The organism is Nocardia sp. NPDC059195, from assembly GCF_042754695.1.
GTDB lineage: Bacteria > Actinomycetota > Actinomycetes > Mycobacteriales > Mycobacteriaceae > Nocardia.
Genome location: NZ_JBHZBG010000009.1, coordinates 151349 through 176566, shown reverse-complemented (window position 1 = coordinate 176566; position 25218 = coordinate 151349). Strand labels below are relative to the sequence as shown.

General features: G+C 67.2%; 27 protein-coding genes and 1 riboswitch. Of the genes, 16 read left to right on the top strand and 11 right to left on the bottom strand.

All coding sequences use genetic code 11. The features are described from left to right. Nucleotides 1-4: 4 nt before the first annotated feature. Nucleotides 5-823 (top strand): TetR/AcrR family transcriptional regulator, encoded by an 819-nt coding sequence (locus ACFXKN_RS14505; RefSeq protein WP_379433117.1) that lies wholly within the window; start codon nt 5-7, stop codon nt 821-823. Between the two features lie 113 nt (nt 824-936). Here the strand turns inward: ACFXKN_RS14505 and thiD are convergent, their stop codons facing one another. Further along, on the bottom strand, nt 937-1785 hold the full coding sequence (gene thiD, locus ACFXKN_RS14500) for a bifunctional hydroxymethylpyrimidine kinase/phosphomethylpyrimidine kinase (protein ID WP_379433116.1): 849 nt from the start codon (nt 1783-1785) through the stop codon (nt 937-939). An 80-nt stretch (nt 1786-1865) separates the two neighbouring features. Here thiD and ACFXKN_RS14495 point away from each other — a divergent pair, with 80 nt between their 5' ends. Further along, complete coding sequence (locus ACFXKN_RS14495; protein ID WP_379433115.1) at nt 1866-3008, top strand: GTP-binding protein; 1143 nt, start codon at nt 1866-1868, stop codon at nt 3006-3008. 104 nt (nt 3009-3112) lie between these two features. Here ACFXKN_RS14495 and ACFXKN_RS14490 read toward each other — a convergent pair whose 3' ends face one another. Then, a complete protein-coding gene (locus tag ACFXKN_RS14490) occupies nt 3113-4249 on the bottom strand; it encodes an epoxide hydrolase family protein (RefSeq protein ID WP_378942314.1) in 1137 nt (378 codons plus the stop codon). 89 nt (nt 4250-4338) lie between these two features. On the opposite strand from ACFXKN_RS14490, the gene ACFXKN_RS14485 reads away from it, so the two are divergent. The 8 genes from ACFXKN_RS14485 (at nt 4339) to ACFXKN_RS14450 (ending at nt 9699) form a co-directional block, all read left to right on the top strand. After that, entirely contained in the window at nt 4339-4986 is a 648-nt protein-coding gene (locus ACFXKN_RS14485; protein WP_378942309.1) for a TetR/AcrR family transcriptional regulator, read from the top strand. A gap of 75 nt (nt 4987-5061) precedes the next feature. Further along, the gene (locus ACFXKN_RS14480) at nt 5062-5484 is read left to right on the top strand and encodes a VOC family protein (protein ID WP_379433114.1); all 423 of its coding nucleotides are present in this window, start codon (nt 5062-5064) and stop codon (nt 5482-5484) included. A gap of 45 nt (nt 5485-5529) precedes the next feature. Further along, complete coding sequence (locus tag ACFXKN_RS14475; protein WP_379433113.1) at nt 5530-6336, top strand: ABC transporter permease; 807 nt, start codon at nt 5530-5532, stop codon at nt 6334-6336. Between the two features lie 91 nt (nt 6337-6427). After that, on the top strand, nt 6428-7183 hold the full coding sequence (locus ACFXKN_RS14470) for an ABC transporter ATP-binding protein (protein ID WP_379433112.1): 756 nt from the start codon (nt 6428-6430) through the stop codon (nt 7181-7183). A 47-nt stretch (nt 7184-7230) separates the two neighbouring features. Further along, nucleotides 7231-8211 (top strand): aliphatic sulfonate ABC transporter substrate-binding protein, encoded by a 981-nt coding sequence (locus tag ACFXKN_RS14465; protein ID WP_379433133.1) that lies wholly within the window; start codon nt 7231-7233, stop codon nt 8209-8211. Nucleotides 8212-8426: 215 nt separating this feature from the next. Further along, the gene (locus tag ACFXKN_RS14460) at nt 8427-8858 is read left to right on the top strand and encodes an SRPBCC domain-containing protein (RefSeq protein WP_378942279.1); all 432 of its coding nucleotides are present in this window, start codon (nt 8427-8429) and stop codon (nt 8856-8858) included. Beyond that, a complete protein-coding gene (locus ACFXKN_RS14455) occupies nt 8848-9177 on the top strand; it encodes an ArsR/SmtB family transcription factor (RefSeq protein ID WP_379433111.1) in 330 nt (109 codons plus the stop codon). The genes ACFXKN_RS14460 and ACFXKN_RS14455 overlap by 11 nt, the downstream gene beginning before the upstream one ends. A 15-nt stretch (nt 9178-9192) precedes the next feature. Further along, nucleotides 9193-9699, top strand: coding sequence for an SRPBCC domain-containing protein (locus ACFXKN_RS14450; protein WP_378942264.1), 507 nt, complete (start codon nt 9193-9195; stop codon nt 9697-9699). Between the two features lie 52 nt (nt 9700-9751). On the opposite strand, the gene ACFXKN_RS14445 is transcribed toward ACFXKN_RS14450, so the two are convergent. From ACFXKN_RS14445 to ACFXKN_RS14405, 9 genes are all read right to left on the bottom strand, one after another. Then, nucleotides 9752-10543 carry a thioesterase family protein gene (locus tag ACFXKN_RS14445; RefSeq protein WP_379433110.1) on the bottom strand — a complete coding sequence of 264 codons (792 nt, stop codon included), beginning with the start codon at nt 10541-10543 and terminating at the stop codon, nt 9752-9754. 44 nt (nt 10544-10587) lie between these two features. Further along, on the bottom strand, nt 10588-10782 hold the full coding sequence (locus ACFXKN_RS14440; RefSeq protein ID WP_378942254.1) for a hypothetical protein: 195 nt from the start codon (nt 10780-10782) through the stop codon (nt 10588-10590). 167 nt (nt 10783-10949) lie between these two features. Next, entirely contained in the window at nt 10950-12593 is a 1644-nt protein-coding gene (thiC, locus tag ACFXKN_RS14435) for a phosphomethylpyrimidine synthase ThiC (protein ID WP_379433109.1), read from the bottom strand. Next, a riboswitch (TPP riboswitch) is annotated at nt 12586-12710 on the bottom strand. It overlaps the preceding gene by 8 nt. A 73-nt stretch (nt 12711-12783) precedes the next feature. Further along, complete coding sequence (locus ACFXKN_RS14430; protein ID WP_379433108.1) at nt 12784-15042, bottom strand: MMPL family transporter; 2259 nt, start codon at nt 15040-15042, stop codon at nt 12784-12786. A 181-nt stretch (nt 15043-15223) separates the two neighbouring features. Further along, nucleotides 15224-16399 (bottom strand): fumarylacetoacetase, encoded by a 1176-nt coding sequence (gene fahA, locus ACFXKN_RS14425; protein ID WP_379433132.1) that lies wholly within the window; start codon nt 16397-16399, stop codon nt 15224-15226. A 2-nt stretch (nt 16400-16401) separates the two neighbouring features. Continuing rightward, nucleotides 16402-17604, bottom strand: a complete 1203-nt coding sequence (locus ACFXKN_RS14420; RefSeq protein WP_378942237.1) for a homogentisate 1,2-dioxygenase — start codon at nt 17602-17604, stop codon at nt 16402-16404. A 70-nt stretch (nt 17605-17674) separates the two neighbouring features. Next, complete coding sequence (locus ACFXKN_RS14415; RefSeq protein WP_378942229.1) at nt 17675-18484, bottom strand: exodeoxyribonuclease III; 810 nt, start codon at nt 18482-18484, stop codon at nt 17675-17677. Nucleotides 18485-18506: 22 nt separating this feature from the next. Further along, on the bottom strand, nt 18507-19457 hold the full coding sequence (locus tag ACFXKN_RS14410) for a GNAT family N-acetyltransferase (RefSeq protein ID WP_378942218.1): 951 nt from the start codon (nt 19455-19457) through the stop codon (nt 18507-18509). Between the two features lie 111 nt (nt 19458-19568). Beyond that, nucleotides 19569-20159, bottom strand: a complete 591-nt coding sequence (locus ACFXKN_RS14405) for a peptide deformylase (protein WP_378942210.1) — start codon at nt 20157-20159, stop codon at nt 19569-19571. A gap of 171 nt (nt 20160-20330) precedes the next feature. On the opposite strand from ACFXKN_RS14405, the gene ACFXKN_RS14400 reads away from it, so the two are divergent. From ACFXKN_RS14400 to ACFXKN_RS14375, 6 genes are all read left to right on the top strand, one after another. Then, on the top strand, nt 20331-20663 hold the full coding sequence (locus ACFXKN_RS14400) for a DUF3263 domain-containing protein (protein WP_378942205.1): 333 nt from the start codon (nt 20331-20333) through the stop codon (nt 20661-20663). A gap of 42 nt (nt 20664-20705) precedes the next feature. Next, complete coding sequence (locus tag ACFXKN_RS14395) at nt 20706-21266, top strand: LytR C-terminal domain-containing protein (protein WP_378942200.1); 561 nt, start codon at nt 20706-20708, stop codon at nt 21264-21266. A gap of 89 nt (nt 21267-21355) precedes the next feature. Further along, nucleotides 21356-22042 (top strand): superoxide dismutase family protein, encoded by a 687-nt coding sequence (locus ACFXKN_RS14390; RefSeq protein ID WP_378942195.1) that lies wholly within the window; start codon nt 21356-21358, stop codon nt 22040-22042. A gap of 10 nt (nt 22043-22052) precedes the next feature. After that, nucleotides 22053-23195, top strand: coding sequence for a glutamate--cysteine ligase (locus ACFXKN_RS14385; RefSeq protein WP_378942189.1), 1143 nt, complete (start codon nt 22053-22055; stop codon nt 23193-23195). Nucleotides 23196-23245: 50 nt separating this feature from the next. Next, a complete protein-coding gene (locus ACFXKN_RS14380; protein ID WP_378942186.1) occupies nt 23246-24595 on the top strand; it encodes a DUF5933 domain-containing protein in 1350 nt (449 codons plus the stop codon). A gap of 189 nt (nt 24596-24784) precedes the next feature. Then, a complete protein-coding gene (locus ACFXKN_RS14375; protein WP_378942181.1) occupies nt 24785-25111 on the top strand; it encodes an Rpn family recombination-promoting nuclease/putative transposase in 327 nt (108 codons plus the stop codon). The last annotated feature ends 107 nt before the right edge of the window (nt 25112-25218 follow it).

Genomic DNA, 25218 nt, shown 5'->3' with positions numbered 1-25218 from the left:
TCCGGTGACCGCCAGAAATCTTGCCGTTCCAGCAAATGTGTTTCCACTCTCGGTGGGGTGCGTAGCCCGCGGGCCTGCCCGCCCTAGTATTACTACCGTGACGCGCGGTTACCCCAAAACGGACGAGGCGCCGCGTCGTCGTGTCGACGCGCGGACCGAACGCTGGCGCGAGCATCGCGTGCGGGTGCGCATCGAATTCGTCGATGCGGCTTTCCGGGCGCTGGATCAGTTCGGGCCCGATGTGAGCATGGGCGATATCGCCAAGGAGGCCGGCGCGGCCAAGCCGAAGCTCTATCGCCATTTCGAGGACAAGACCGACCTTTACAACGCGATCGTCGACCGCGTGCGCGACATGCTCTGGGAGCGCGTGCTCACCAGCGTGAACCTCACCGACGATTCCATCGCCGAACTCGTTCACACCGCGGCTACCGAGTACGTGGCGGTGGTGTCGGCACACCCGAATGTCTTCCGGTTCATGCTGCACAGCCATTTCAGCCAGCAAGCCAAGGAAACCGAACGCGCCCTGGTCGCGGCCCGTCAATCGGCAAGGCGCGCAGCGGAATTCTTCGCGGGCCTGCTCCCGACGGAATCGATCGACGTGACCGGGATCGAATTGGTGAACTATTCGATTTTCGGTGCGGTCGCCTCGGCTACGGACTGGTGGCTCGGCGCGAATCAACGCGAAGTATCGGCGATGCCGGTCGAGCGCTTCGTCGACTATCTGGCCGAGAGTATCTCGGCATTGGCACAGGCACACGCCCGCTTCAACGGGGTCAAAATCGACCCATCGAAACCTCTGCACAACGCTTTTGGTCTCGACTGAATCCTCGCGCCCGACACGAACTCCGTTGTTCTCGCCGATCACGCCGTTGGGGTCGGCTGGGGGTGCGATGGGTTCAGTATGAACCTGGGCACCGACAAGTTCGCGACGCCACGCTAAGCGTCGGTGTGCAGTCTCCAGAGCGGGGAGACGGGGCCGTGACCTGCGCCGAGGTCGTACGAAGCGGCCAGGCAGCGGTAGGTCCACTCCTTGGCGAACTCCACGGCGTCGGGCACCGAGTAGCCGTTGGCGAGTGCGCTGGCGATCGCCGCGGCCAGGGTGTCGCCACCGCCGTGGTCGTTGCCGGTGGCGATGCGCGGTGCGGTGAACTCGCGGAAGGTGTCGCCGTCGTAGAGCAGATCGGTGCTGAATTCCGAGGCGCGCAGGTGCCCGCCCTTCACGATCGCCCACTGCGCCCCCAGCGCGTGCAATGCCTCGGCGGCCTTGCGTGCGGTGGCGTCGTCGACCACTTCGATACCGGTGATCAGGCGCACCTCGTCGAGGTTCGGGGTGACAACCGTCGCGAGCGGAATCAGCGTGTTACGCACTGCCTCGAGGGCTTCCGCGTGTAGCAGCGGATCTCCGTGCATGGAGGCCGCGACCGGATCGACCACCAGCGGGATGGTGCCGGCGCGCCCGATCCCGAGCTCATCGCATACCCCGGCGACTGCCTCGATGATCGCGGTGGACGCGAGCATGCCGGTCTTGGCGGCGCTGATGCCGATATCGCGAACGACCACGCGTACCTGATCGGCCACGATCTGCGCCGGGATCTCGTGAAAACCGCTGACGCCCACCGTGTTCTGCACGGTCACGGCGGCCACCGCCACGCACGCGTGCACCCCGCACAGCGCCATGGTGCGCGAATCGGCCTGGATGCCGGCGCCGCCACCGGAGTCGGTGCCCGCGATGGTGAGCGCGCGAACGGGGGTCTGGCCATCAGGGGTCAGCGGCAACATCTTCACGCCCCAACCCTACGGCTCGCGCGGGTCTGTGCGAGACCCAGGCAATCGCTAGAAAATGAAAACCATTATCATTAACTCTCGTGACCAACTCCCTGACGCATCTGCCCGTCACCGTCCTGTCCGGCTTCCTCGGCGCGGGCAAGACCACGCTGCTCAACCACATCCTCGCCAACCGCGACGGCCGCCGGGTCGCGGTCATCGTCAACGACATGAGCGAGGTCAATATCGACGCGGCGCTGGTCGCGGGCCAGGGGCACCTCGACCGCACCGAGGAAAAGCTGGTCGAGCTCACCAACGGCTGCATCTGCTGCACCCTGCGCGAGGACCTGATCGAGGCCGTCGCCCGCCTGGCGCGCGAGGGCCGCTTCGACCAGTTGGTGATCGAGTCGACCGGAATCTCCGAACCCATGCCGGTGGCCGCCACCTTCGACTGGGAGTTCGACGACGGGTTCCACCTAGGCGACATCGCCCGGCTCGACACCATGGTCACCGTCGTCGACGCCTCCACCTTCCTGGCCGAACTGGTTCGCGGACAGGCGCTGGCCGAGCGCGATCTCGAAGCGGGGGAGGGTGACGCCCGCTCGATCGCGGATCTGCTGGTCGACCAAGTGGAGTTCGCCGACGTGCTGCTGATCAACAAGACCGACCTGGTCAGCGCGAACGCCGCGGCCACCGTCGAGGCGACGGTGCGCAGGCTCAACCCGCGCGCCCACGTGCTGCGCACCGAGAAGGGTGTCGTCGACCTGTCCGAGGTGCTCGCCACCGGCCGCTACAGCCTGGAAGTCGCCGCCGAATCCGAAGGCTGGGCAGCGGAATTGGCGGGCGGGCACACTCCCGAGACCGAGGAATACGGGATCAGCAGCATCAGCTTCATCGCCGATCGCCCGTTCCATCCGCAGCGCCTGGCCGACGTGCTCGCGCGACTGCGGGGGATGTTGCGCAGCAAGGGATTCTGCTGGATCGCGAGTCGCCCCGAGCTGGCGGCGATCTGGTCGCAGGCCGGTCCGAATATCACCTTCGAACCCGGCGCGTGGTGGTCGGAACTGGAAGTTCCCGCCGGACAGGAACTCGTGTTCATCGGGGTGCGCCTCGACGCGCCCGCTGTCCGGCGCGAGCTCGACGCCGCGCTGCTCACCGACGCCGAGTTCGCGGCGGGCGCGAGCGCGTGGACCGGCTACCCCGATCCGTTCCCGGCGTGGGGTGAGCTGCACGAGCATCACTGATTGGCAACTTTGGTGCGCGTATCACACTGCGCTGGTGCATGATTCGAATGGGTCGCGACCCACGCACCGATGAGGGGAGCGTGGGCCGCGGCACCTGAAGAGAATCAGGCGAGCCCGGCGAAGAACTCACGGATGTCGCCGACCAGCACCTCGGGTGCCTCATGCGCCGCATAGTGCCCGGCCGCGTCGTTCGCGCCGCCCGTGCCCGCGCTGGTGTCGTAGGAATTCCAGCTGACGATCTTGCTGTGGTCGCGCTCGGCGAACCGGCGGATCGACTGGAAATCGCCGGCGAACATCGCCAGGCCCGTCGGGACCGTGGTCGGCTCGGTCGGCTGCTCGCCCGCGTGCGCGTCTTCGTAGTAGAAGCGCAGCGACGAACCGGCGGTCCCGGTGAGCCAGTACAGCGCCACATTCGCGATCACGAACCGCGCGTCGAGCGATTCGCCGAACAGCTGCGCGTTCCAGCCGAGCAGGCCCACCGGGGAATCGGCCAGCGCGTAGGCCAGGGTCTGCGGCTGCTGGCTGTGCAGGGTGTTGAAGGCCATCTTGTTCGCGTGGAACCACTGAAGATGGTGCAGCGCGGCCATATCGGCCTCGTCGAGGCCTTCGAACTCGGCCGGGTCGCCGGACGGGAACGAGAACAGTTGGGTGACGTGCACGCCGATCACAGTGTCGGGGGCGATCCGGCCGATTTCGGGCGAGACCATCGAGCCGCCGTCGTTGCCGATGGCGCCGTAGCGCTGGTAGCCGAGGCGATCCATCAGCTCGGCCCAGGCGCGGGCGGTGCGGTAGCGGTTCCAGCCGGTGCTGCGGGTGGGGCCGGAGAAGCCGAAGCCGGGCAGCGAGGGGATGACCAGGTGGAAGGCGGGCTGATCGGCCGATTCCGGCTCGGTGAGCGGCGCGATCACGTCGAGGTATTCCAGGACCGAACCGGGCCAGCCGTGGGTGAGGATCACCGGCGTGGCATCGGCGCGCGAGGAGCGGATGTGCAGGAAGTGGATGTCCTCGCCGTCGATCTCGGTGGTGAACTGCGGGTAGGCATTGAGCTCGGATTCCACTGCACGCCAATCGAACTCCTCGAGCCAGTACTCGGCGAGGGTCTTGACCCGGCCGGCAGGCACGCCGTACGCGTCGCCGACGCCGGGCAGCTCGTCCGGGTACAGGGCGCCGCGCAGGCGGTTGGCGAGATCGTCGAGCCGGGCCTGCGGAACTTCGATCCGGAACGGGGTGATGGTGGCCATGTCGACTCCTCCTATTGAAACGGAATGTTTCGTTCTGTTCCAAATGTAGCAGAACGGATCATTCCGTTTCAAGTGGTAGGCTGATATTCATGGCGAACCAGACCGAAACCGCAGATCAGCCACGCTTGCCCGGCCGCAAGGCGCAGGCCGCGCGCAACAACGGACTGATCCTCGATGCGGCCCGCGCGGTGTTCCTCGACGATCCGAACGCGCCGATCGCCGCCGTCGCGGAACGCGCGGGGGTCGGGATCAGCGCGCTCTACCGGCGCTATCCGAGCAAGGAGGTGCTGCTGCGCACGCTCTGCCACGAAGGGCTGCGGCGGTTCAACACCGAAGCCGATGCGGCGCTGGAGGATTCGGATGGGTGGCGGGGGTTCGTCGGATTCCTGGAACGGGTCGTCGAGGCCGATGTGCACTCGCTCACCGTGCGGCTGGCGGGCACCTTCACTCCCGACGAGTCGATGCTGCCCGACGTGATGCACTCGGGCGAGGCCGGTGAGGAACTGGTCCGCCGCGCCCACGCGAGCGGCAGGCTTCGCCCCGATGTCGACGCCCTCGACCTCGGCCTGATCTTCGAGGCCTGCGCCGCGATCACGATGCCGGACCCGGTGCGCACCGCCGAACTGCGCCAGCGGGTCCTCGCGTTGATGATCGACGGGCTCACCGCTGAGGGGCGGCTACCTGGTCCGCCCCCCGCTACCGGTGAATTCGCCTGGCGCTGGGAACGTCGGTCCTGAGCGCTTACCTGGCCCCTGCTGTGTACGGGCTGGCAGACTTGGTATTTCACCCGGACTACAACGCGGAGGCGCGTAGTGAACTGGACTCTGGAAGTTGTGATCGTCCCGGTCTCCGACATCGACCGGGCCAAGGATTTCTACGCCACCCAGCTCGGCTTCGCCGTCGACCACGACACGGTGATCTCCGACGGCGTGCGCATCGTGCAACTCACCCCACCCGGCTCGGGCTGCTCGATCGTCATCGGCAAAGGTGCCGTGCCGGAGATGCCGCCCGGCTCGCTGAAGGGCCTGCAACTCGTGGTCCCTGATATCGAGCAGGCGCACGCGGAGCTGGTGGCGCGCGGGGTCGAGGTCAGTGCGGTGCAGGAGCTCGGCGTGAATCCGCGGCCCGTCCCGCATCGGCTCGACAATGTCGGCTTCGTCTTCTTCAGCGACCCCGACGGCAATAGCTGGGCGGTACAGCAGATCTCCAGCAGAGCCGACAAATCCTCGAGCTGATTCGAACCCTGTCGGTGTGCCGCCTCGGGCGGGCACCATGCTCGCATGCTGTTGGAGAGGCCCACCGAAACCGGCGAGCGACGGATCCCGCTGTACCGCCGCCCCGGGTTCCTTCGCGCGCTCTCGCCGATCGCCGTGCTGCTCATCTGGCAGCTCGCCAGCGCCAGCGGCGCGATCGGCGCCAAGAAGCTGCCCGCGCCGTCCGCGGTACTGGACGTCGGCCTGGAAACCTACCGATCCGGCCAGCTCACCGAGGCCCTGCTGGTTTCGGGCCAGCGTGCGCTGTACGGCTTCGCGCTCGGCGCGGTGCTCGCGCTGGTGCTCGGTGTGCTCGCCGGCCTGAGCAAGATCGGTGAGTACGCGGTCGACCCGCCGCTGCAGATGATCCGCACCATCCCGCTGTTCGGCCTGATCCCACTATTCATCATCTGGTTCGGCATCGGCGAGGAACCCAAGGTCTACCTGATCGCGCTCGGCGTGTTCTTCCCGCTGTATCTCAATACCTTCTCGGGCATCCGCCAGCTGGACCCGAAACTGCTCGAACTCGGCAGCGCCCTGCACCTCGGACTCGTCGAACGCCTGCGCCTGCTCGTCCTCCCCGGCGCGCTGCCGCAGATTCTGGTCGGTGCGCGCCAGAGCCTCGGCATCGCCTGGCTCTCGCTGATCGTGGCCGAACAGATCAATGCCAGTGCGGGACTCGGCTTCGTCGTCAACAACGCCCGCGAATTCCTGCGCACCGACATCGTGGTGTTCGGTCTGGTGGTCTACAGCCTGCTCGGCCTGCTCACCGACTCGATGGTGCGGCTGCTCGAACGCCGCGCCCTGCGCTGGCGCCCGGCGGTGCACCGCTGATGTCCGCCACCTCCGCCGACCAGCGGACCCACCCTGTCCCGCTGGTCGGCAGGCCCGCTACCCGCCGCCGTTCGATTACGAGGTTCACATCATGACCGCTGCCGCCGCGACTGTCACCCCCATCTCCGCTCGGCCGACCCGTGCGGCCGCCGCGCGAATCACCGGGATGAGCAAGCGATTCGGTGAACGCACCGTGCTCGACGGGATCGATCTCGAGATCGGCGCGGGCGAGATCGTCGCGCTGGTCGGACGAAGCGGATCGGGCAAGTCCACGCTGTTGCGCATTCTCGGTGGACTCGATACCGCTACTCGCGGTGCGGTTTCCGTCGAGGGCAGGCCGACCATCGTCTTCCAGGAAGCGCGGTTGATCCCGTGGCAGCCGGTGGTGCGCAATGTCGCCCTCGGCAGGCCGAAGCCACGCCATCGACGTGCCGACGAGCAAGCCGCCCGCGACCTGCTCGCCGAGGTCGGCCTCGCCGGTCGCGCCGACGCGTGGCCGCTCACCCTGTCCGGTGGTGAAGCCCAACGTGCCGCGCTGGCAAGGGCATTGGTGGCCGAACCGACCCTGCTGCTGCTCGACGAGCCCTTCGGCGCCCTCGACGCATTGACCCGGTTGACGATGCACGACCTGCTTCTCGGCCTGCACGCCCAGCGCGAATTCGGCGTATTGCTGGTGACCCACGACGTACTCGAGGCGATCACCCTGGCCGACCGTGTGCTGGTCCTCGACGAGGGCCGCATCGCCGCCGACGTGGCCATCGAACTGCCACGCCCACGCACCGCCGCCGCGCCGGAAGTCGCCGAGTACGCGACGCAGCTGCTCGCGCTGCTCGGTGTCACCCACTGATCCCTCCGCACCATCGCACGAAAGTTGTCCCAGTGAAACGCAATCCGATGTCCCGCCTGGCAGGTCTCGCCCTCGCTGTTGTCGCAACGCTCGCATTGAGCGCCTGCGGCGATGACGCGGCGACCGAGGCCGCACCCTCGGGGCCGGTCGACCTCAGCACTGTCACGCTGAAAGTCGGTGATCAGAAGGCGATCTCGATCGAGGTGCTGTTGAAGGCATCGGGGCAACTGGAGAACCTGCCCTACAAGATCGAATTCTCCACCTTCACCGCCGGTCTGCCGCTGGTCGAGGCGGCGAGCGCGGGCGGCATCGATATCGCCCAAACAGGCAATACCCCAGTGATTTTCGGCGCGGCCGCCGACGCCGACATCAAGATCGTCGGCGCGCTCTCGGCCACCGGTAAGGGTGACGCGATCCTGGTCGGTAAGGACTCGGCCATCGGCTCCGTCGCGGCACTCAAAGGCAAGAAGGTCGCCGTCTACAAGGGCAGTTCGGCCAACGCGAACCTGCTCCTGCAACTGCAGAAGGCGGGCCTGTCGCTCAGCGATGTCGAGCCGGTCTACCTCGCCCCCGGCGACGGCTACACCGCGCTCACCCGCGGTGACGTCGACGCCTGGGCCACCTGGGACCCCTACACCGCCATCGCCGAAAAGGAGATCGGCGCCAAGTCGATCGCCACCGCCGACCAGGCCGCCAACGGCTACAACTTCTGGGTCGCGGGCAACAAGACCGTCGCCGACGCGGGCAAGTCCGCTGCGCTGGCTGACTTCTTCCAGCGCTATGCCGCGGCAACCAAGTGGTCCTCGGACAACCTCGACACCTGGTCGACCAAGTACGCCGAACTGACCCAGATCAGCGTCGACGCCTCCCGCACCACCTGGACCCGCTCGATCAAGGAGCCGATCAAGCTGACCGACCAGGTCATCGCCTCCGAACAGGAGATCGCCAACGCCTTCACCAAGGCCAAGGCCATCCCCGGCAAGGTCGACTTCAAGTCCTTCGTCGACACTCGGTTCGACAAGGCGTAGCTCGCCCGACACGCTGCGCGGATGAGGTCGCCGATGTTGTGCGCCGCCGACGGTTCGGACGTGCACTGGCGAAATCGACCACTTCAGCTTCGGCCAGTCAGAACACTGACTAGAACGCGGTGGATTGGGCGATTATGCCGGACCAACCCTTGACGCAACCCATCGGTTGCAATACATTGAATAGCAACCAATCAGTTGCTATTAGAGGAGGCGTCATGGGATTCCCTGATCAGATCGTGCGGACCGTCGAGCTCGCGCATCCGCCCGCCAAGGTGTGGGCGGCGATCACTACCGCGGAAGGGCTGGGGAGCTGGTTCGGCAATACCGCCGAGATCGACCTGCGGCCGGGTGGGGACATGCGGATGACCTGGAAGGAAGGGTTCGCCGCGGACATACGGGTGGAGCGGGTCGAGGAGCCATCGGTGTTCGGCTACACCTGGCCGATCAACGGACTGCCCGACGACGACCCGCGGCGCACCTATGTGGAGTTCAGCCTCGAGCCGGTCGGTGCTGGAACCCGCCTGACCGTAACCGAGACCGGCTTCGCCCAACTGCCCGATGAAGCGCACAAGGAGGCGTTCGAGGGCAATGTCGGCGGCTGGAAGAGCGAGCTGGGCGAGCTCGTCGAGTACCTCGATGCGGCCTGAGCTGGAGGCCACCGCGGAACGGGTCTTCGTCGCGCTGGCCGATCCGAGCAGGCGGTCGGTACTCGCCGCACTCGCCGCGCACGGTCCGGCCACCGCGACCGACCTCGCCGATCGCCTGCCCATCACCCGGCAGGCGATCGCGAAACACCTTGCCCTGCTTGCAGATACGGGCCTGGTGATCGCGGAACCGGGGGAGCGACGCAGGGTGCGCTACCGCCTCGACTCCGCTCCTATGCAAGTGGCCCAACAGTTTCTGGCCGCCATGGCCCGCGACTGGGACAGGCCATTCGAGGCCCTCCGGAACTACCTGGACGGCTGAGCCGAAGGAAAACTCATGAGCGACAACAACTTCACCGCGACCGCGACTGTCGACGCGAGTCCCGAGGAAGCATTCGCGGCGATCAACAATGTCCGCGGCTGGTGGAACGAGACCATCGAAGGCACCACAGGCGCCGTCGGCGACAGCTACCGCTTCGAGGTCCCCGGCGCCCACCGCTGCACGATGACCACCACCGAGTCGATCCCTGGCAAGCGCCTGGTGTGGCACGTCACCGACGCTTACATCTCCTTCATCGCGGACACCAGCGAATGGGAGGGCACCGACGTGGTCTTCGACCTCATCGACCGTGACGGCGGCACCGAAATCCGCTTCACCCATGTGGGTTTGCGGCCCGCCGACGAATGCTACGAAGTGTGCGCCAATGCCTGGGGTGGCTACATCACCAAGAGTCTGTACGGGCTGATCACCACCGGCACCGGTGACCCGTTCCGGACCGATAGCACCTTCGATTCCGAACTGCTCAAGCATGGCAACACTGACCTGGTGAAGCCGCGCCACTGAGGCACGGCCGCACCTGGCGGGTGTCAGTGGCGCCCCCGCGATCTGACAGTCGCTAACGCGGTGCCAGCAGCAGCGTTTGGGTGCTGCGACCCAATGGCCCGGTCTCGTCGAACAGCGCGGATTCGGCGAGGCCGATGCCGTGTGGCTGGGGATGGGTGACCGCGTCCAGACACACCCACTCACCGACCGGCTGACGATGCAGGGTCACGGTGAGGTCGGTATTGATGAACAGGTATTTCGACCAGTCGAGGACCGCACTGACCCCGTTGCCGGAATCGGCGGCGGCCAGTGTGCGTTCCAGCGGGCTCGGGGTGGTGCCCGCGACGATCGGGTACTTCAACCGGATCCAGCAGACAGCGGGACCGGGCGCGGCGAAAGAGCCTGCGGAGAAGCGATATTCGATACCGGTGTGGAAACCGATCTCCTGCTCGGACGGAAACGCCTCCGGCTCCGCCGCCGCGGGCAGCGGCCTGGTGCCGGTCGGCAGGAACTCCGCGGGCAGATCGAGCGCGGGCTCGGCGAGCTTGATTCGCCACACATTGGCCTGCATCACCGGCCCGCGCTCCGACGACAAGGTCGCCTCGATCAGCTCGACACTGCGCCCCGACCGCACCACCTTCGCCTGCGCGGTGAGCGGAGCCAGCGGCACCGGCCCGAGAATCTCGACGGCGACCCGCCCGACCTGAAACCCCGGTCGCGGCGCACACCGCTCGATCACATGCCCGAGCAGCGCCGACGGTGGTCCCGCGTGCTGGGCGTCCGGCGACCACGGGCCGCGCGTCAGCTCGGTCGAGATGTACCGATCGGGGTCGGCGGGGTCGGTGAGATAGAAGGCATCGGCCACCTCGCCGACGTTACCCCGCCGACCCTTCGTGGCGGGATCGCGCTCTACGCGCTGCCCGTGGTCAGCGCTGTGAACAGGTCGAACAGGGGGCGCAGGGCGCACGGGCTGGTGTCGGAGGTGCAGCCGATGGACGAGGACCCGGAGTCGGCGACCGGCAGCGATGCCGCAGAGGCGGTGCCGAGCGGGGCGGCGAGGGACAGGGCGGCGGCCGCGAGGGCTCCGGCGACGATGCGCTTCATGTGGTTCAGCTCCAGTGTTCGGCGTGTCGCTAGGTCGACACGCCGCCAACTTTACCGAGCGGCACCGCGAGCGAAAGCCCCGAAATCCAGGGGTGCACGCAGCACACCCGCACAGTGCGACGCCCGCCCGATCGGGGAGATCGGACGGGCGTCGACAGTGCTAGCGGTCAGGAGACGACCGGGAGATACACCTTGCCGCCCTGGTCGGCGAACTCGGCGGACTTCTCGGCCATGCCCGCCTCGATCGCGGCGACATCGGTGAGTCCCTGCTTCTCCGCGTACTCACGCACGTCGGCGGAGATGCGCATCGAGCAGAACTTCGGACCGCACATCGAGCAGAAATGCGCGGTCTTGGCGGGCTCGGCCGGCATGGTCTCGTCGTGGTACTCGCGGGCCGTGTCGGGGTCGAGCGAGAGCGCGAACTGGTCGTGCCAGCGGAATTCGAAACGGGCCTTGGACAATTCGTTGTCGCGGTCCTGGGCGTGCGGGTGACCCTTGGCGAGGTCGGCGGCGTGGGCGGCGATCTTGTAGGTGATCACGCCGACCTTGACGTCGTCGCGGTTGGGCAGGCCCAGGTGCTCCTTGGGCGTGACGTAGCAGAGCATCGCGGTGCCGGCCTGGGCGATGATCGCGGCGCCGATGGCCGAGGTGATGTGGTCGTAGGCGGGCGCGATATCGGTGGCGAGCGGGCCCAGAGTGTAGAACGGGGCCTCGTCGCAGAGCTCTTCTTCCAGACGAACGTTCTCGACGATCTTGTGCATCGGCACGTGGCCGGGGCCCTCGATCATCACCTGCACGCCATAGGATTTCGCGATCTTGGTGAGCTCGCCGAGGGTGCGCAGCTCGGCGAACTGGGCCTCGTCGTTGGCGTCGGCGATGGAGCCGGGACGCAGGCCGTCACCGAGGGAGAAGGTCACGTCGTACTTCGCGAGAATCTCGCACAGCTCACGGAAGTGCGTGTACAGGAACGATTCCTGATGATGCGCCAAACACCAAGCGGCCATGATGGATCCACCGCGCGAGACGATGCCGGTGACCCGCTTGGCGGTGAGCGGGATGTAGCGCAGCAGCACCCCCGCGTGCACGGTCATGTAGTCGACACCCTGCTCGCACTGCTCGATCACGGTGTCGCGGTACATCTCCCAGGTGAGCCTGGTGGGATCACCGTTCACCTTCTCCAGTGCCTGGTAGATCGGCACAGTGCCGATCGGGACCGGAGAGTTGCGCAGGATCCACTCGCGGGTCTCGTGAATGTTCTTGCCGGTGGACAGGTCCATGATGGTGTCGGCGCCCCAGCGCGCGGCCCACACCATCTTCTCGACCTCTTCGGCGATCGACGACGACACCGCCGAGTTGCCGATATTGGCATTGATCTTGACCAGGAACTTCTTGCCGATGATGGTCGGCTCCAGCTCCGGGTGGTTGTGGTTGGCCGGGATCACCGCGCGACCGAGCGCCACCTCGTCACGCACCAGCTCGGGCGAGACACCCTCGCGGGCGGCGATGAACCGCATCTCGGGGGTGATGATGCCCTGGCGAGCCCAGGCGAGCTGAGTCGGCGGGCCGTCGACGGCGGGGGAGTCCCATTCGTCGCGCAGTTTCGGCAGGCCTGCCTCGAGGTCGATCACCGCGTTGTCGTCGGTGTACGGACCGGAGGTGTCGAAGACATCGAAGTGGTCGCCGTTGGTGAGGTTGATGCGGCGAACCGGGATGCGCAGGCCGTCTACCTCCTGGTAGTGCTTGACGCTGCCCTGGATCGGACCGGTGGTGACGGTGTCGACCGCCCCGTCAGAAGACGTGCTCGAGCCCATGATTCTTCCTCCCTACGCCGGCATTATCCGGTCAGGTTCATACGGTCGACGGCCCTGACGCCCGATTGGGCTAGCCGTCCTCTCAGCCCGCTGGTGCGAGCCCCCGTTGGTGTGAATTGCCCCGCCGACGATACCCGCCGGGATTCGCGACCCGCCCGGGGATAGACCGGACGGATCGCGCGCGCGGTCGCTACCTCGACGCCGAGTGGAGCCGCTTCGGTGCGTCGTGGGCGATGTCCTCGGCCTCGTCGAGCCCGAACTTGTTGTGCAGCACCACGAGGGGCTTGGGCGCCCACCAGTTCCAGGTGCCCATCATCCGCATGAGTGCCGGTGCGAGCAGGCCACGGATCACCGTCGCGTCGCTGATCACCGCGAGCGCGCAGCCGAGGCCGAACAGTTTCATCATCGACACACCCGAGGTGGCGACGCCGAGGAACACGATGCTCATCAGCAACGCGGCGGCGGTGAAGATGCGCCCGGTGCGGGCCACGCCCATCGCGACGGCCTCGGTATTGCCCGCGGTGGTCTTCGGCCCGGCCAGCCATTCCTCGCGAATCCGCGACAGCAGGAAGACCTCGTAGTCCATGGACGCGCCGAAGGCCAGGCTGAACATGAGGATGGGCATGGCCAAGTTGAGGGTGCCGGTGGCGGTGAAGCCGAGCAGCCCCGACAGGTGACCGTCCTGGAAGATCCACACCATCGCGCCGAACGTCGCCGCCAGCGACAAGATGTTGAGGATCAGTGCCTTGATCGGCAACACCACGCTGCCGGTGAACAGGAACAGCAGCACCAGGGTGGTGAGCGCGATCAGCGCGCCGGCCAGCGGCAGTTTGCCGGTGATCGCGGTGACCGAGTCTTGATTCAGCGCCCCAGGGCCGGTGATCAGGGCCTTCGATGGTGCGGCGACCGTGCGCAGGGTGTCGAGCTGGGCGCCGCCCGCGCTGGAGTAGGGGTCCAGTGAGGTCGCGACCGACAGGTAGGCGCCGTGCTGCGGGTCCGTCATCTCGGGCACGCCCGCTGCTACCCGCATCCCATTGCGATACACCGCAGCACTGCTGAGGACGGCCGGTACATCGGGGACCTTGGACAGCTCGCGGGCGTAGGTGTCGAGTTCCGCTGTACTGCCACGGAACTCGGGCAGCACGATGGTCGCGCTCGAGGCGAGGTCGGCGTCGAATTCGGTGCGCAGGATGTCACCCACTTCGCGACTGGCGACGTCGGTGGGCAGCGCCCGGTCGTCGGGATAGCCGAACTGGACACCGAGGAACGGCGCGCCGAGCAGCAGCAGGAACGCGGTGGTGGCCAGCGCGATCGACATCGGCCGCTTCATCACGGCGATGACAAGGCGATACCAAAACGTCTGACGCGGTGCCTTTTCCGTCCGCGGAGCCAGCCGGAACAGCCGGCGGATCGGTGCGCGCAGGTCGCCCGCATCGATGCGATGACCGACCAGAATGAGCAGGGCGGGCAGCACGATCACCGCGGCGGCCGCCGCGGCGGCGACCACGGCGATGCCCGCGTACGCGAACGACCTGAAGAAGTACTGCGGGAACACCAGCAGTGCCGACAGCGAGAGCGCGACGACCAGTGCCGAGTACACGACCGTGCGACCAGCGGTGCGGATCGCGCGGGTCACCGCCGCGGCCGGGGTGGCGCCCGCCGTCAATTCTTCGCGATACCGGCTGACGATGAACAGGCTGTAATCGATCGCCAACGCCAATCCGAGTGCCGTGGTCATGTTCAGCGCGAAGATCGACACGTCGGTGAGAGCGGTCAGCACGCGCAGAATGCCCAGCGACGCCGCGATGGCGAACAGTCCGATCGCCACCGGCAGCGCGGCGGCCATCAGGCTGCCGAACACCAGTGCCAGCAGCAGGCCGGTGATCGGGATCGCGATCGCCTCGGCGATGATCAGATCCTTGCTGATCTGGGTGTTGATGTCACCGAAGGTCGCGGCGAGCCCACCGGCCTTGATCGTCACCGGACCGCTGTCGACCTGCAGTTCCTCGCTCAGCTTCGCCGCCCGAACCGGCAGCTCGGCATCGTCGCCTTCGATGCTGGCCAGGATCAGCGCGTGCTTGCGGTCCTTGCTCAGCATTGCCTGTTTGAGGTCGGGGCGCGCGGTCCAATACGACTGCACCCCGCTGACTATCTCGGAATGTGCGTCGAGGACGGCGATCGCGTGGTCGGCGGCCGCGCGCGCGGCGGCGGAACCGGCCACGTCGTCGGCGGAGATAGTCAGGACGTAGTTGGGCTCGCTACCGGGGAAGTGGTCGCTCAGGTATTGGCTGGCCTGCACCGAATCGAGATCGTCGGTGACGAATCCGCCCGATTTCATGTGCGAGTGCACGGTGGCGCCGATCGCGCCACTCAGGATCATCAGCAATAGCGCGACCGCGACCACCAGCCGTGGTCGGGCAACGGCGGTGCGGGCGATACTCGTCAACATCGTCGGGTGCCCTCTGCTCGGAAACGTTCGAACCGTCACCGTATCCCGCGCCCGAATCCGCCCGATACCGCCTCGGGGTGGAGGTAGGTCGAGTACCATCTCCGCCCCTGGGTGGACGCGGCGGCGGGCCCGCACCCGCTATCGGTGCTTCGGAGCTCGGCTGCCGCGAGAATTCGGGGCCTCAGGTGTCGCGTGCCCGCAGGATTCGGCCGCCGACCTCGCCGAGACCGATTCGCTTGCCCTCGGTGCCCGGCGCGGTGGCGGTGATCGTTACCTCGTCGCCGTCGGCCAGAAAGGTGCGTGTCTGATCGTTCACGGTGATGGGTTGGGTACCACCCCAGGACAATTCGATGAAGGAGCCGCGTTGGGCAGGCTCCGGGCCGGAAATCGTGCCGGAGGCGTAGAGGTCGCCAGGGCGGATCGAGGCGCCGTTGGCGGTGAGGTGGGCCAGCATCTGGGCGGGGGACCAGTACATGCGTGAGTAGGGCGGGTGTGCGACGACGTCGCCGTTCCAGGCGACGGTCAGATCGATATCGAGGCCGAAGTTGCCGGTGCCGCGCAGGTAGGGCAGGGGTTCGGGGTCCTGTGCTGGTAGCGGTACCCGGGCCTGCGTCAGTGCGGCCAGCGGGGTGATCCAGGCCGAGATCGAGGTGGTGAACGATTTGCCGAGGAACGGGCCGAGCGGTTGGTACTCCCAGGCTTGGATATCGCGAGCCGACCAGTCGTTGACCAGGGCGACGCCGAAGACATGCTCGGTGAACTCGTCGACAGTCACCGGTGCGCCGAGGGTGGAGCCGGTACCGACGACGAAGCCCAATTCGGCCTCGATGTCCAGCCGTTCCGACGGTCCGAAATCGGGTGCGCCGGAGGCTGTGCGGCGCTGGCCCCGCGGCCTGATGACCGGCGTATCCGAGACGACGACGGTGCCTGCCCTGCCGTGATAGCCCACCGGCAGATGCCGCCAATTCGGTAGCAGCGGTTCACTATCCGGGCGGAACAGCCTGCCGAGGTTGGTGGCGTGGTCGATGCTGGCGTAGAAGTCGACGTAATCGCCGATCCGCACCGGCAGCGCCATCCGCACCGAGGACAGCGGGTGCACGGCATCGACGGGCAGCGCGGTGCCTGCGAGTTCACGAAGCCGGTCGCGGACTTCGCGCCAGCGGCTGTGGCCCTGTGCGAGAAAGGCATTCAGGTCGGGACGGCGGAACACCGCATCGTCGAGCAGCGCGGCCAGATCGAGCACCGAATCGCCCAATCGGGTACCGACGCGGAACTCACCACCGGGTGGTGCGAAAACGCCGTAGGGCATGTTCTCCGCCCCGAACAGGGAATCGGCGGGGACCTCCACACGCAGCAGGCTCATCGCAGCCCCGGCCCGCGACCCGACCACGTCCACGCATAAGCCGGATCTTCGCAGGCCAGCGCGCCCTCGCCGAGTTGCAGCGGCCGGAACGTATCCACCATCACCGCCAGTTCGTCGAAGAACTCCGCCCCGATACTGCGTTCATAGGCACCGGGTTGTGGCCCGTGCGCGTAACCACCCGGATGTACCGACACCGAACCCTGGGTGATGCCGGAACCCTTGCGCGCCTCATAGTTTCCGCCGCAATAGAACATGATCTCGTCGGAATCCACGTTGGAGTGGTAGTACGGCACCGGAATCGACAGCGGGTGATAGTCGACCTTGCGTGGCACGAAATTGCAGATGACGAAATTGGTGGCCTCGAAGGCCTGATGCACCGGCGGCGGCTGATGTACGCGGCCGGTCAGCGGTTCGAAATCGGCGATATTGAACGTGTACGGGTACAGGCAGCCATCCCAGCCGACGACATCGAACGGATGCCTCGCGTACGTCATCCTGGTGCCGATCACCTCGTTGCCCGCGCGATGCTTGACCAGCACCTCCACGTCGGTGTCCTCGACGAGCAGCAATTCGAGCGGTCCGTGCAGATCCCGTTCGCAGTACGGCGAATTCTCCAGCAGCTGACCGAATTTCGAGAGATAGCGCTTGGGCGGGGTGATGTGGCTCGACGCCTCGATCACATACGCGCGCAACGGTTCCTCGCCCATCGGCAACCAGCGGTGGGTTGTCGCCCGCGGCATCAACACCTGGTCTCCCTGGCGCACCGGCAAGATCCCGAACACGCTCTCGACCACGGCCGCACCGGATTCCACGTACACCAGCTCGTCGCCGATGGCATTGCGGTACAGCGGCGACGCGCCCTTGGCGACCACGTACGAGATCCGCACATCGGCATTGGCCAGCAGCAACCTGCGCCCGGTCACCGGGTCGGTCGTGGTGGGTGTATCGCCGGGGAACAGCAGCGGCAGCCGCAGATGTCGGTGGTGCAGTGGATGATTCGGCGTCAAGGTCTGGTCGGGTAGCTGCCAGACGGTCGCATCGACGATCGCGGGTGGCAAGGCGCGGTGATAGAGCAGCGAGGAGTCCCCGGAGAACCCCTCCTCGCCCATCAACTCTTCGTAGTAGAGGTTGCCGAACTCATCCCGATGCTGAGTATGGCGCTTCGGCGGCACTGACCCGACGCGGCGATAGAACGACATAAGGGATACCTCCCGCTACGTTGCAGCTGGAACTTCCACCTCCAACGTACCGAGAATGCGCGCCGACCACTCAGAATTCGGCGATGACCGGGGCGTGGTCACTGGCGCCCTTGCCTTTGCGTTCCTCGCGGTCCACCGCAGCGTCCTTGATCCGGTCGGCGAGGGCGGGGGAGGCGAGGATGAAATCGATGCGCATGCCCTCCTTGCGGGGGAAACGCAGCTGGGTGTAGTCCCAGTAGGTGTAGACGCCGGGGCCGGGGGCGAACGGGCGCATCACATCGCGGAAGCCGAGATCGAGCATGGACGCGAACGCCTCGCGTTCGGGCGCGGAGGTGTGGGTCTTGCCGATGAACAGCTCCGGCGCCCAGACGTCGTCGTCGGTGGGGGCGATATTCCAGTCGCCGACCAGCGCGATCTTGGCCTCGGGGTCGTCGGCCAGCCAGCCCGCCGCCTTCGCGTGCAGGGTCGAGAGCCAGTTCAGCTTGTAGGTGTAATGCGGGTCGGTGAGCGAGCGGCCGTTGGGGACATAAAGGCTCCACACCCGCACCCCGCCACAGGTCGCACCGAGCGCGCGCGCCTCGACCACCGGCGATTCGATCAGCGAATCGCCCGCGTCCTTGTCGAAACCGGGCTGATCGGGGAACGCGAGCTCGACATCGGTGAGCCCGACCCGCGAAACGATCGCGACACCGTTCCACTGATTGAGCCCCACGTGCGCCACCTCGTACCCCGCGGCCTCGAACTGCTCGAAGGGGAACTGATCGTCACGGCACTTGGTCTCCTGCAACGCCAGCACATCGATGTCGTGGCGGTCGAGAAAAGCGATCGCCCGATCGACGCGGGAGCGGATCGAGTTGACGTTCCAGGTGGCGAGACGCACGACAGCGAGGGACCTTTCGGGGCTAATGATTCTGCGGGGCGGCGTAGCGGTAGGCGTGGTGTTCGATGAAGCCGAGTTCGCGGTACAGGGCCAGGGCGCCGGAGTTGCCCACCTCTACCTGGACGTAGGCGTGGCTCGCGCCCTGCTCGGCACCCCATCGGATCAGTTCGGCGCACAGCAGCGCGCCGAGTCCGTTGCGGCGGTGCGCGGTCGCTACGGCCACACAGGTGAGGCCGACCCAGCGTCGGCCGTCGGGGGCGGTGGTCACCGCGCCGCGGCCGATGGACAGTGGCTCGGGCAGGCCGAGTGAGGCGAAGCCGACAGTGCCGTCCAGGACCGAGGTGAGCACGGTCCGGTCCGGTTCGCGCACGGCGGGGTCGAGGGGGATCTCGCCGCGGTAGCGGTGTGTCCGCAGCCAACCGTCCTCGGGCTCGTCGGCGATCCGCACCATCGAGGGGCCTTGCGGCAGCACGAAATTCGCGATGTCGAGACCGAGGACGACGGTCTCGCTCCAGGTGTTCCAGGTCGGCGGGACCGGGGCGAGCCGATCGGGCAGTTGCAGCAGCAGCGGCAACCCCTGACTCGTGTACCAGTCCGCGATCTTGTGCATGGTGTCGATCGACAACACCGCAGGCACACCCGACTCACCCAGCGGCACAGCCGAATTCGCCCGCCCGGTGTAGCCGTTACCGGCCCGTACCAGCCAGCCGTCGATCCACAGGTGCGCGCAGCCCGGCCAGGCCATGGCCGCCGCGGTCTCCAGCGACCGGATCTCCTTGGTCCGAATGGGCCTTGGCCCCAGCGCTTTCAACGCGACAACGCGATCGGCGGACACCGAGACCAGCTCACCCTCGGCGGTACGCACCGACGGCGGCGTCAGCGACACCAGTTCGCCGATCACATCGGTGAGCGGCTGGGGATAACCGGCGGGCAGCTGGTACCGCATCACCACGCGCCGCCCGAGCGGAATCATGGTTCTCGGCCGCCTTGATCTGGACTGAGTGGAGGGTGCGACGAAGGAGTGCCCGGAGGGAGGGAAGATCGAGGCCTCAGGGCCGAGAACCGCGGCGCCAGCCGCCATGTCTCAGTCGTCATGGCCGAAGGGGTCGGGGACGGTTCCCGGGATCCAGCTCAAACCCGGTGTGCCCCAGCCATTTCGCTTGATCGCCTTCTTGGCGGCGCGGGCATTGCGGCCGATCAGCACGTCGACGTAGAGGAAACCGTCGAGGTGGCCCACCTCGTGCTGCAGCATGCGCGCGAAGAAGCCGGTCCCCTCCAGCTCGACGGGCTCGCCGTCCGCGTCGGTCCCGGTGACCTTCGCCCAATCCGCGCGACCGGTCGGGAACTGCTCGCCGGGCACCGACAGGCAGCCTTCCTCGTCGTCATCGGGGTCGGGCATGGTCTCGGGGATCGCCGAGGTCTCCAGCACCGGGTTCACCACCACGCCCTTGCGGCGAAGCGGATTGCCGCTCGCGTCGAAATCGGGGCAGTCGTAGACGAACAGCCGCTTGCCGACGCCGACCTGATTGGCCGCCAGGCCGACACCCTTCGACTCTTCGAGAGTGTCGTACATATCCGCGATGAGCTCGGCCAGCTCCGCGGGGGTCTCCGTCACCTTCGCGGTGGGGTTGTGCAGAACGGGGTCACCGACGATCACGATCGGGAGAATTGCCATGGTCGCCATTATCGCCGCTCGGGTGGGCCGGTGATCGGCGGACCCCTGTGGGCCGCGCCACCCCTACTGGCTCGGAGTCAACACGCCGTGACATGGGTCGAAGGATCCGGGGAACCCGTGGTTGAATGACGACGGTATTCAGCGTCTCGTGATACTCGGCGAGGGAGCAAGATGGACGGCGCAGCTCGGCATATCTCCGGGATCTCCGACGGCCCCGCTGGGGGCGAACAGGATTCGGTGGCCGACGAGAGCACCGGTCTGAGCCGCCGCGAGCTCGACATCCTGGACTTCGAACGCAAATGGTGGAAATACGCGGGCGCCAAGGAAGACGCGATCCGCGAACTGTTCGCCATGTCGGCCACCCGGTACTACCAGGTCCTCAACGCGATCGTCGACTCCGACGCGGCGTTGGCCGCCGACCCGATGCTGGTCAAGCGGCTGCGCAGACTGCGGGCGAGCCGGCAGAAGTCGCGTGCCGCCCGCAAACTCGGTTTCCAGGTCTGACATGACGGCCACACACCCGCTGTTGCGGCTAGGGTTGGGCGGGTGAGCAACCCGAACCCCACCCCCGGCGGCCCGCCGTTGCGCGCGCTGGCGATGGTGTTGATCGCGCTGGCCATTGTCTTCGCCGGTCTGGGTGCGATGTCGCTGTCGAACTCCGATGCCGTGGCATCGGATGCGGAGCCGACCGAGACCACCACCTCCAGCGCGGTCGCGCAGGCGCCCGCCACCACCAAGGCCGCGCCGACCACCACCAGCGCGGCCGCTCCGACCACAACGACCTCCGTCGCGCCGACGACCACCGCCACGACCACGACCCCCGCCGCGGGTGCCGCCAATCAGGCGGTGCCGGTACGGGTGCTGAACAACAGCTTGGTCGCGGGCCTGGCCGCGCGGACCGCGAGCGAACTGACCACGGCGGGTTGGACCAATGTCAGCACCGGCAACTACAGCGGCGAAAACCTCACCACCACCACCGTGTACTACGGCGGCGGCGCGGGCGACAAGGCCGCGGCCACCGAGATCGCCGCACAGGTCGGCGGGACGGTCGCGCCCAAGTCGGGGGACACCTCGCCGGGTGTCGTCGTCGTACTGACCGGTCGCTGAACCAGGCGCGGCACGCGGTGCCGTAGGTCGCGTCGCCGCTGTGGCATCATCTTGAGCGGTATAGCCCCAGTCCGATAAGGAGTCCCCTGATGGCCACGTCGACAACTCGTCGCCCGTCCTGGCGCATTGTGACCCCGGTGCTCGCGGTCGCCGCGTTCGGGCTCGCAGCCTGCACCAACAGCCAGGAGTCGAGTGACGTCAAGGGCACCACGCCGCCGGTGTGGACCAGCTCGTCGGCACCGGCAGGTGAAAACGGCGGCCACGCCGCACCCTCGCCGACCGCGGCGGCCCCCGGCCACGGCGACGAGCACGGTGGCGTCGCGGGCGGTTTGAAGACCTCGCTCAAGAACGGTTCGGGTGCCGAGGTCGGCACCGCGACCATCGTGCAGGAGGGTGGCCACCTGGTCGTCACCGTCGAGGCGCACGGTCTGACGCCCGGCTTCCACGGCCTGCACTTCCACCAGAACGGCACCTGCGAGGGCGACTTCACCTCGGCCGGTGGGCATCTGCAGGTCGGCGGTGCCACCGCGCACCCGGCCAGCGGTGACCTCACCTCGCTGCAGGTCGGCGCCGACGGTTCCGCGAAGCTGGTCACCCAGACCAGCACGGTCACCCTCGACAACGTCAAGGGCAAGGCGCTGATCATCCACGCCGGCGCCGACAACTTCGGCAACATCCCCCCGCGCTACACCCGTGAGGGTGGCACCGGCCCGGACGAGACCACCCTGAACACCGGTGATGCGGGCGCCCGGGTGGCGTGCGGCGTCGTCGGTTAGCGAGACACCCATGGCCGGGGCATACGAGTCGGTTCCGTTTCGCGGTTCGCCCCGGCCGACGATCGGCATCGAATGGGAGATCGCGCTCGTCGACAAAGTGACGCGCGATCTGTCCAACACGGCCTCGGCGGTGTTCGATGCCGTCGGTGACCTGCGTGCCCACGACGGCACCCCGCAGGTCACCAAGGAACTGCTGCGCAACACCGTCGAATTGGTGACGGGCGTGCACGACACGGTCGGCGGCGCGGTGGACGATCTGCGCGGCACCATGAACGCGGTGCGGCGCGCGGCCGATCCACTCGGTGTCGACCTGTTCTGCGCGGGCACCCACCCGTTCGCGCAGTGGTCGTCCCAACAGCTCACGCGCTCACCGCATTACGACGAACTGATCGAACGCACCCAGTGGTGGGGCCGCCAGATGCTCATCTGGGGCGTGCATGTGCACGTGGGAGTTTCGCACCGGGACAAGGTCTTTCCGATCCTGAACTCGCTGCTGCTGTCGTATCCGCATCTGCTCGCGCTGTCGGCGTCCTCGCCGATGTGGTCCGGCGACGACACCGGCTACGCGAGCAACCGGGCGCTGATGTTCCAGCAGTTGCCGACCGCCGGGCTGCCGTTCCAGTTCGAGAACTGGCGCCAATTCGAAGGTTTCGTGCACGACCAGATGAAAACCGGTGTGTTCGAACAACTCGGCGGCATGCACTGGGATATCCGGCCCGCACCCAAGTGGGGCACCATCGAGGTGCGCGTATGCGACGGGCTGTCCAGCCCCGCCGAACTGGCTTCGGTGGCCGCGCTGATCCACTGCCTGATCGTCGACCTGGACCGGCGCCTGGAAAACGGCGAGGAACTGCCGACGCTGCCGCCATGGCATGTGCAGGAGAACAAATGGCGGGCCGCGCGCTACGGGCTCGACGCGATCGTGATCGTCGACGACGCCAGCAATGAGCGTTTGGTCACCGACGATCTGATGGACCTGCTCACCCGGCTCGAGCCGACCGCGAAGCGTCTCGGCTGTGTCGACGAGCTGGCCGCGGTGGCTGACATCCCCCGCCACGGTGCCTCCTACCAGCGGCAACGCCGGGTCGCCACGCAGACCCATGGCGATATGGTCGCGGTCGTCGACGCGCTGGTGCGCGAGCTGGATCATTAGCGTTCAGCTGCGCGGGTTGTCGGCGTTTACCCGCCGTTTACGATGGCTGGATGCTTGTCGAACATCCGCGCGCCGTTGCGGGGGGTGCCGCCCTCGGTTCTCGCCTGCGTGAACCACGCACACTCGCCGTTGTCGCGGTGGCCGCGGTGCTCGCACTGCTGGTCGGATTGCAGATCGTCGCGTCGGTCAACGGCTTCGACGGACCACTGGCCAGCCTGGCTCGCGACTTCGTCGGCACGCCGAAATCGATGTCGGTGCCGTGGGCCGGGCTGGTGCTCGCACTCGTCGGGATCTCCGCGCGCCGCCGGGTGATCGCGCTGGCCGCCGCGATCGGGATCGATGCGGTGTGGGTCGCGCTGCGGCTCATCGACGGCAAGCCGTTCACGGTCGGCAACGGGCCGACGATCGTGCTGGCCATGCTCGCGGTCATCGCGGTGCTGCGTTGGCGGGGTCGTGAGCGCGGTGACGCGTTGAAGGCCGTCGCACTCGGTGCGCTGCTGGTGCTGGCGACCAAGGTGGGTGATGTGTGGTTGCACCTGACCTCGGCGGTGCGACCCACGGTGCTCGACGAGTACGCGCTGCTCGCCGATCACGCGCTCGGTGACCCGGCGTGGGTCGTCGGGCGGGTGCTGGATGTGCTCGGGCCCGAGGTGTACGCGGTGCTGCACTGGGTCTACATCGAATTGCCGGTGGCCGCGATCGCGGTGGCGGTGTGGCAATTGCGCAAGGTGGTCACGACCGGGCAGTGGCCGACCCATTATCTGGTGCGCACCTTCCTGGTGCTCGGGCTGGTCGGGCCGCTGTTCTATGTGCTGTTCCCGGTAGTCGGGCCGATGTTCGCGTTCGGGGCCGACGGGCACGGTTTCGAGGTGGGCAACTTCTGGCCCGCCGCGCTGCCGCCGATCGACTCGAACCCGGCCGCGCTGCCGTTCGACGAGTTCACCCCGCGCAACTGCATGCCCTCGATGCACACCGCGTGGGCGCTGTCGCTGTTCATCCACACCCGTCGCGATGTGGACGGGTCGCGCGCGCCGATCTGGATGCGCTGGGGCGGGGCGTTCTGGCTGGCCGCCACGGTGACCGCGACATTGGGGTTCGGGTATCACTACGGCGTGGATCTGGTGGCGGGCGCGGTGCTGTGCCTGACCGTCGAATCGGCGTTGCGCGCGCCCGAGCGTGGTTGGGGTGCGTTCCGGATTCGGCTGGTCGGCTTCGGTGCCGTGGTGTTCGCGGCGCTGCTGCTGTCCTACCGCTACCTGGCGGTGCCGATGGCGGAGTACCCGGTGGCCGCGGGCGCGATCGTCATCGGGCTGTTGGCCGCGGTGGCGATCGCCTTCCACACCACCTGGTTCGCCACCGCCCCCGCGCCCGCCATGGAGCGAATCACGACCGCCGCCTAAGGCCACAACGGACGGGACCTACCGGAGGCTCTGCGGCGGGTCTGTGGTGTGAAGGACCGGGTCCTTGCCCGCTTCCAAGCACCGAACCCCGAGTTGCGTCCTCGGCCAACACTTCTGGCCGCGCGTCCGACGCCCGCGAAAGGCGATGCCGCTGTCTGATGAGCTGACCATGCGAGATAGCGTGTGGCTATGGGGGATTCGGCTTCGAAGCCACACGATTCGCTGGTTCGTCATCTGCTCACCAACCCGGTCGACGCCGCGTCGCAGATACGACCCATGGTGCCCGATGAGCTCGAGGCCCGGGTCGACTGGTCCGCGCTCGAGCTACTGCCGTGCAGTTTCGTATCGAAACATCTACGTGCGACCTACAGCGACCTTCTTTTCCGAACCCGCATCGACGGCCACGAGGCGTACCTGTACTTCCTGCTCGAACACCAGTCCAGCGCAAAACACCGACAGTCGAGCTGCGTCCGCTCATCGACCAGCTCGGGCCCCAAGCAAAGGACGCACTCGTGACGACTGCTGAACAGCTTCGGGCCGAGGGCGAAGCCATTGGGGAGGCCCGCGGGGAAGCTCGCGGGGAGGCGCGCGGGGAAGCGCGCGGGCGGGTCGCGATGTTGCGG

What these genes read in the sequence shown, in the direction of transcription:
- ACFXKN_RS14490 (WP_378942314.1), bottom strand. Translation starts at nt 4,249, where the DNA reads ATGGCCACCATCACCCCGTTCCGGATCGAAGTTCCGCAGGCCCGGCTC.
- ACFXKN_RS14485 (WP_378942309.1), top strand. Translation starts at nt 4,339, where the DNA reads ATGGCGAACCAGACCGAAACCGCAGATCAGCCACGCTTGCCCGGCCGC.
- ACFXKN_RS14475 (WP_379433113.1), top strand. Translation starts at nt 5,530, where the DNA reads ATGCTGTTGGAGAGGCCCACCGAAACCGGCGAGCGACGGATCCCGCTG.
- ACFXKN_RS14470 (WP_379433112.1), top strand. Translation starts at nt 6,428, where the DNA reads ATGACCGCTGCCGCCGCGACTGTCACCCCCATCTCCGCTCGGCCGACC.
- ACFXKN_RS14465 (WP_379433133.1), top strand. Translation starts at nt 7,231, where the DNA reads ATGTCCCGCCTGGCAGGTCTCGCCCTCGCTGTTGTCGCAACGCTCGCA.
- ACFXKN_RS14460 (WP_378942279.1), top strand. Translation starts at nt 8,427, where the DNA reads ATGGGATTCCCTGATCAGATCGTGCGGACCGTCGAGCTCGCGCATCCG.
- ACFXKN_RS14455 (WP_379433111.1), top strand. Translation starts at nt 8,848, where the DNA reads ATGCGGCCTGAGCTGGAGGCCACCGCGGAACGGGTCTTCGTCGCGCTG.
- ACFXKN_RS14450 (WP_378942264.1), top strand. Translation starts at nt 9,193, where the DNA reads ATGAGCGACAACAACTTCACCGCGACCGCGACTGTCGACGCGAGTCCC.
- ACFXKN_RS14440 (WP_378942254.1), bottom strand. Translation starts at nt 10,782, where the DNA reads ATGAAGCGCATCGTCGCCGGAGCCCTCGCGGCCGCCGCCCTGTCCCTC.
- thiC (WP_379433109.1), bottom strand. Translation starts at nt 12,593, where the DNA reads ATGGGCTCGAGCACGTCTTCTGACGGGGCGGTCGACACCGTCACCACC.
- ACFXKN_RS14430 (WP_379433108.1), bottom strand. Translation starts at nt 15,042, where the DNA reads ATGTTGACGAGTATCGCCCGCACCGCCGTTGCCCGACCACGGCTGGTG.
- ACFXKN_RS14420 (WP_378942237.1), bottom strand. Translation starts at nt 17,604, where the DNA reads ATGTCGTTCTATCGCCGCGTCGGGTCAGTGCCGCCGAAGCGCCATACT.
- ACFXKN_RS14410 (WP_378942218.1), bottom strand. Translation starts at nt 19,457, where the DNA reads ATGATTCCGCTCGGGCGGCGCGTGGTGATGCGGTACCAGCTGCCCGCC.
- ACFXKN_RS14405 (WP_378942210.1), bottom strand. Translation starts at nt 20,159, where the DNA reads ATGGCAATTCTCCCGATCGTGATCGTCGGTGACCCCGTTCTGCACAAC.
- ACFXKN_RS14400 (WP_378942205.1), top strand. Translation starts at nt 20,331, where the DNA reads ATGGACGGCGCAGCTCGGCATATCTCCGGGATCTCCGACGGCCCCGCT.
- ACFXKN_RS14390 (WP_378942195.1), top strand. Translation starts at nt 21,356, where the DNA reads ATGGCCACGTCGACAACTCGTCGCCCGTCCTGGCGCATTGTGACCCCG.
- ACFXKN_RS14385 (WP_378942189.1), top strand. Translation starts at nt 22,053, where the DNA reads ATGGCCGGGGCATACGAGTCGGTTCCGTTTCGCGGTTCGCCCCGGCCG.
- ACFXKN_RS14380 (WP_378942186.1), top strand. Translation starts at nt 23,246, where the DNA reads ATGCTTGTCGAACATCCGCGCGCCGTTGCGGGGGGTGCCGCCCTCGGT.
- ACFXKN_RS14375 (WP_378942181.1), top strand. Translation starts at nt 24,785, where the DNA reads ATGGGGGATTCGGCTTCGAAGCCACACGATTCGCTGGTTCGTCATCTG.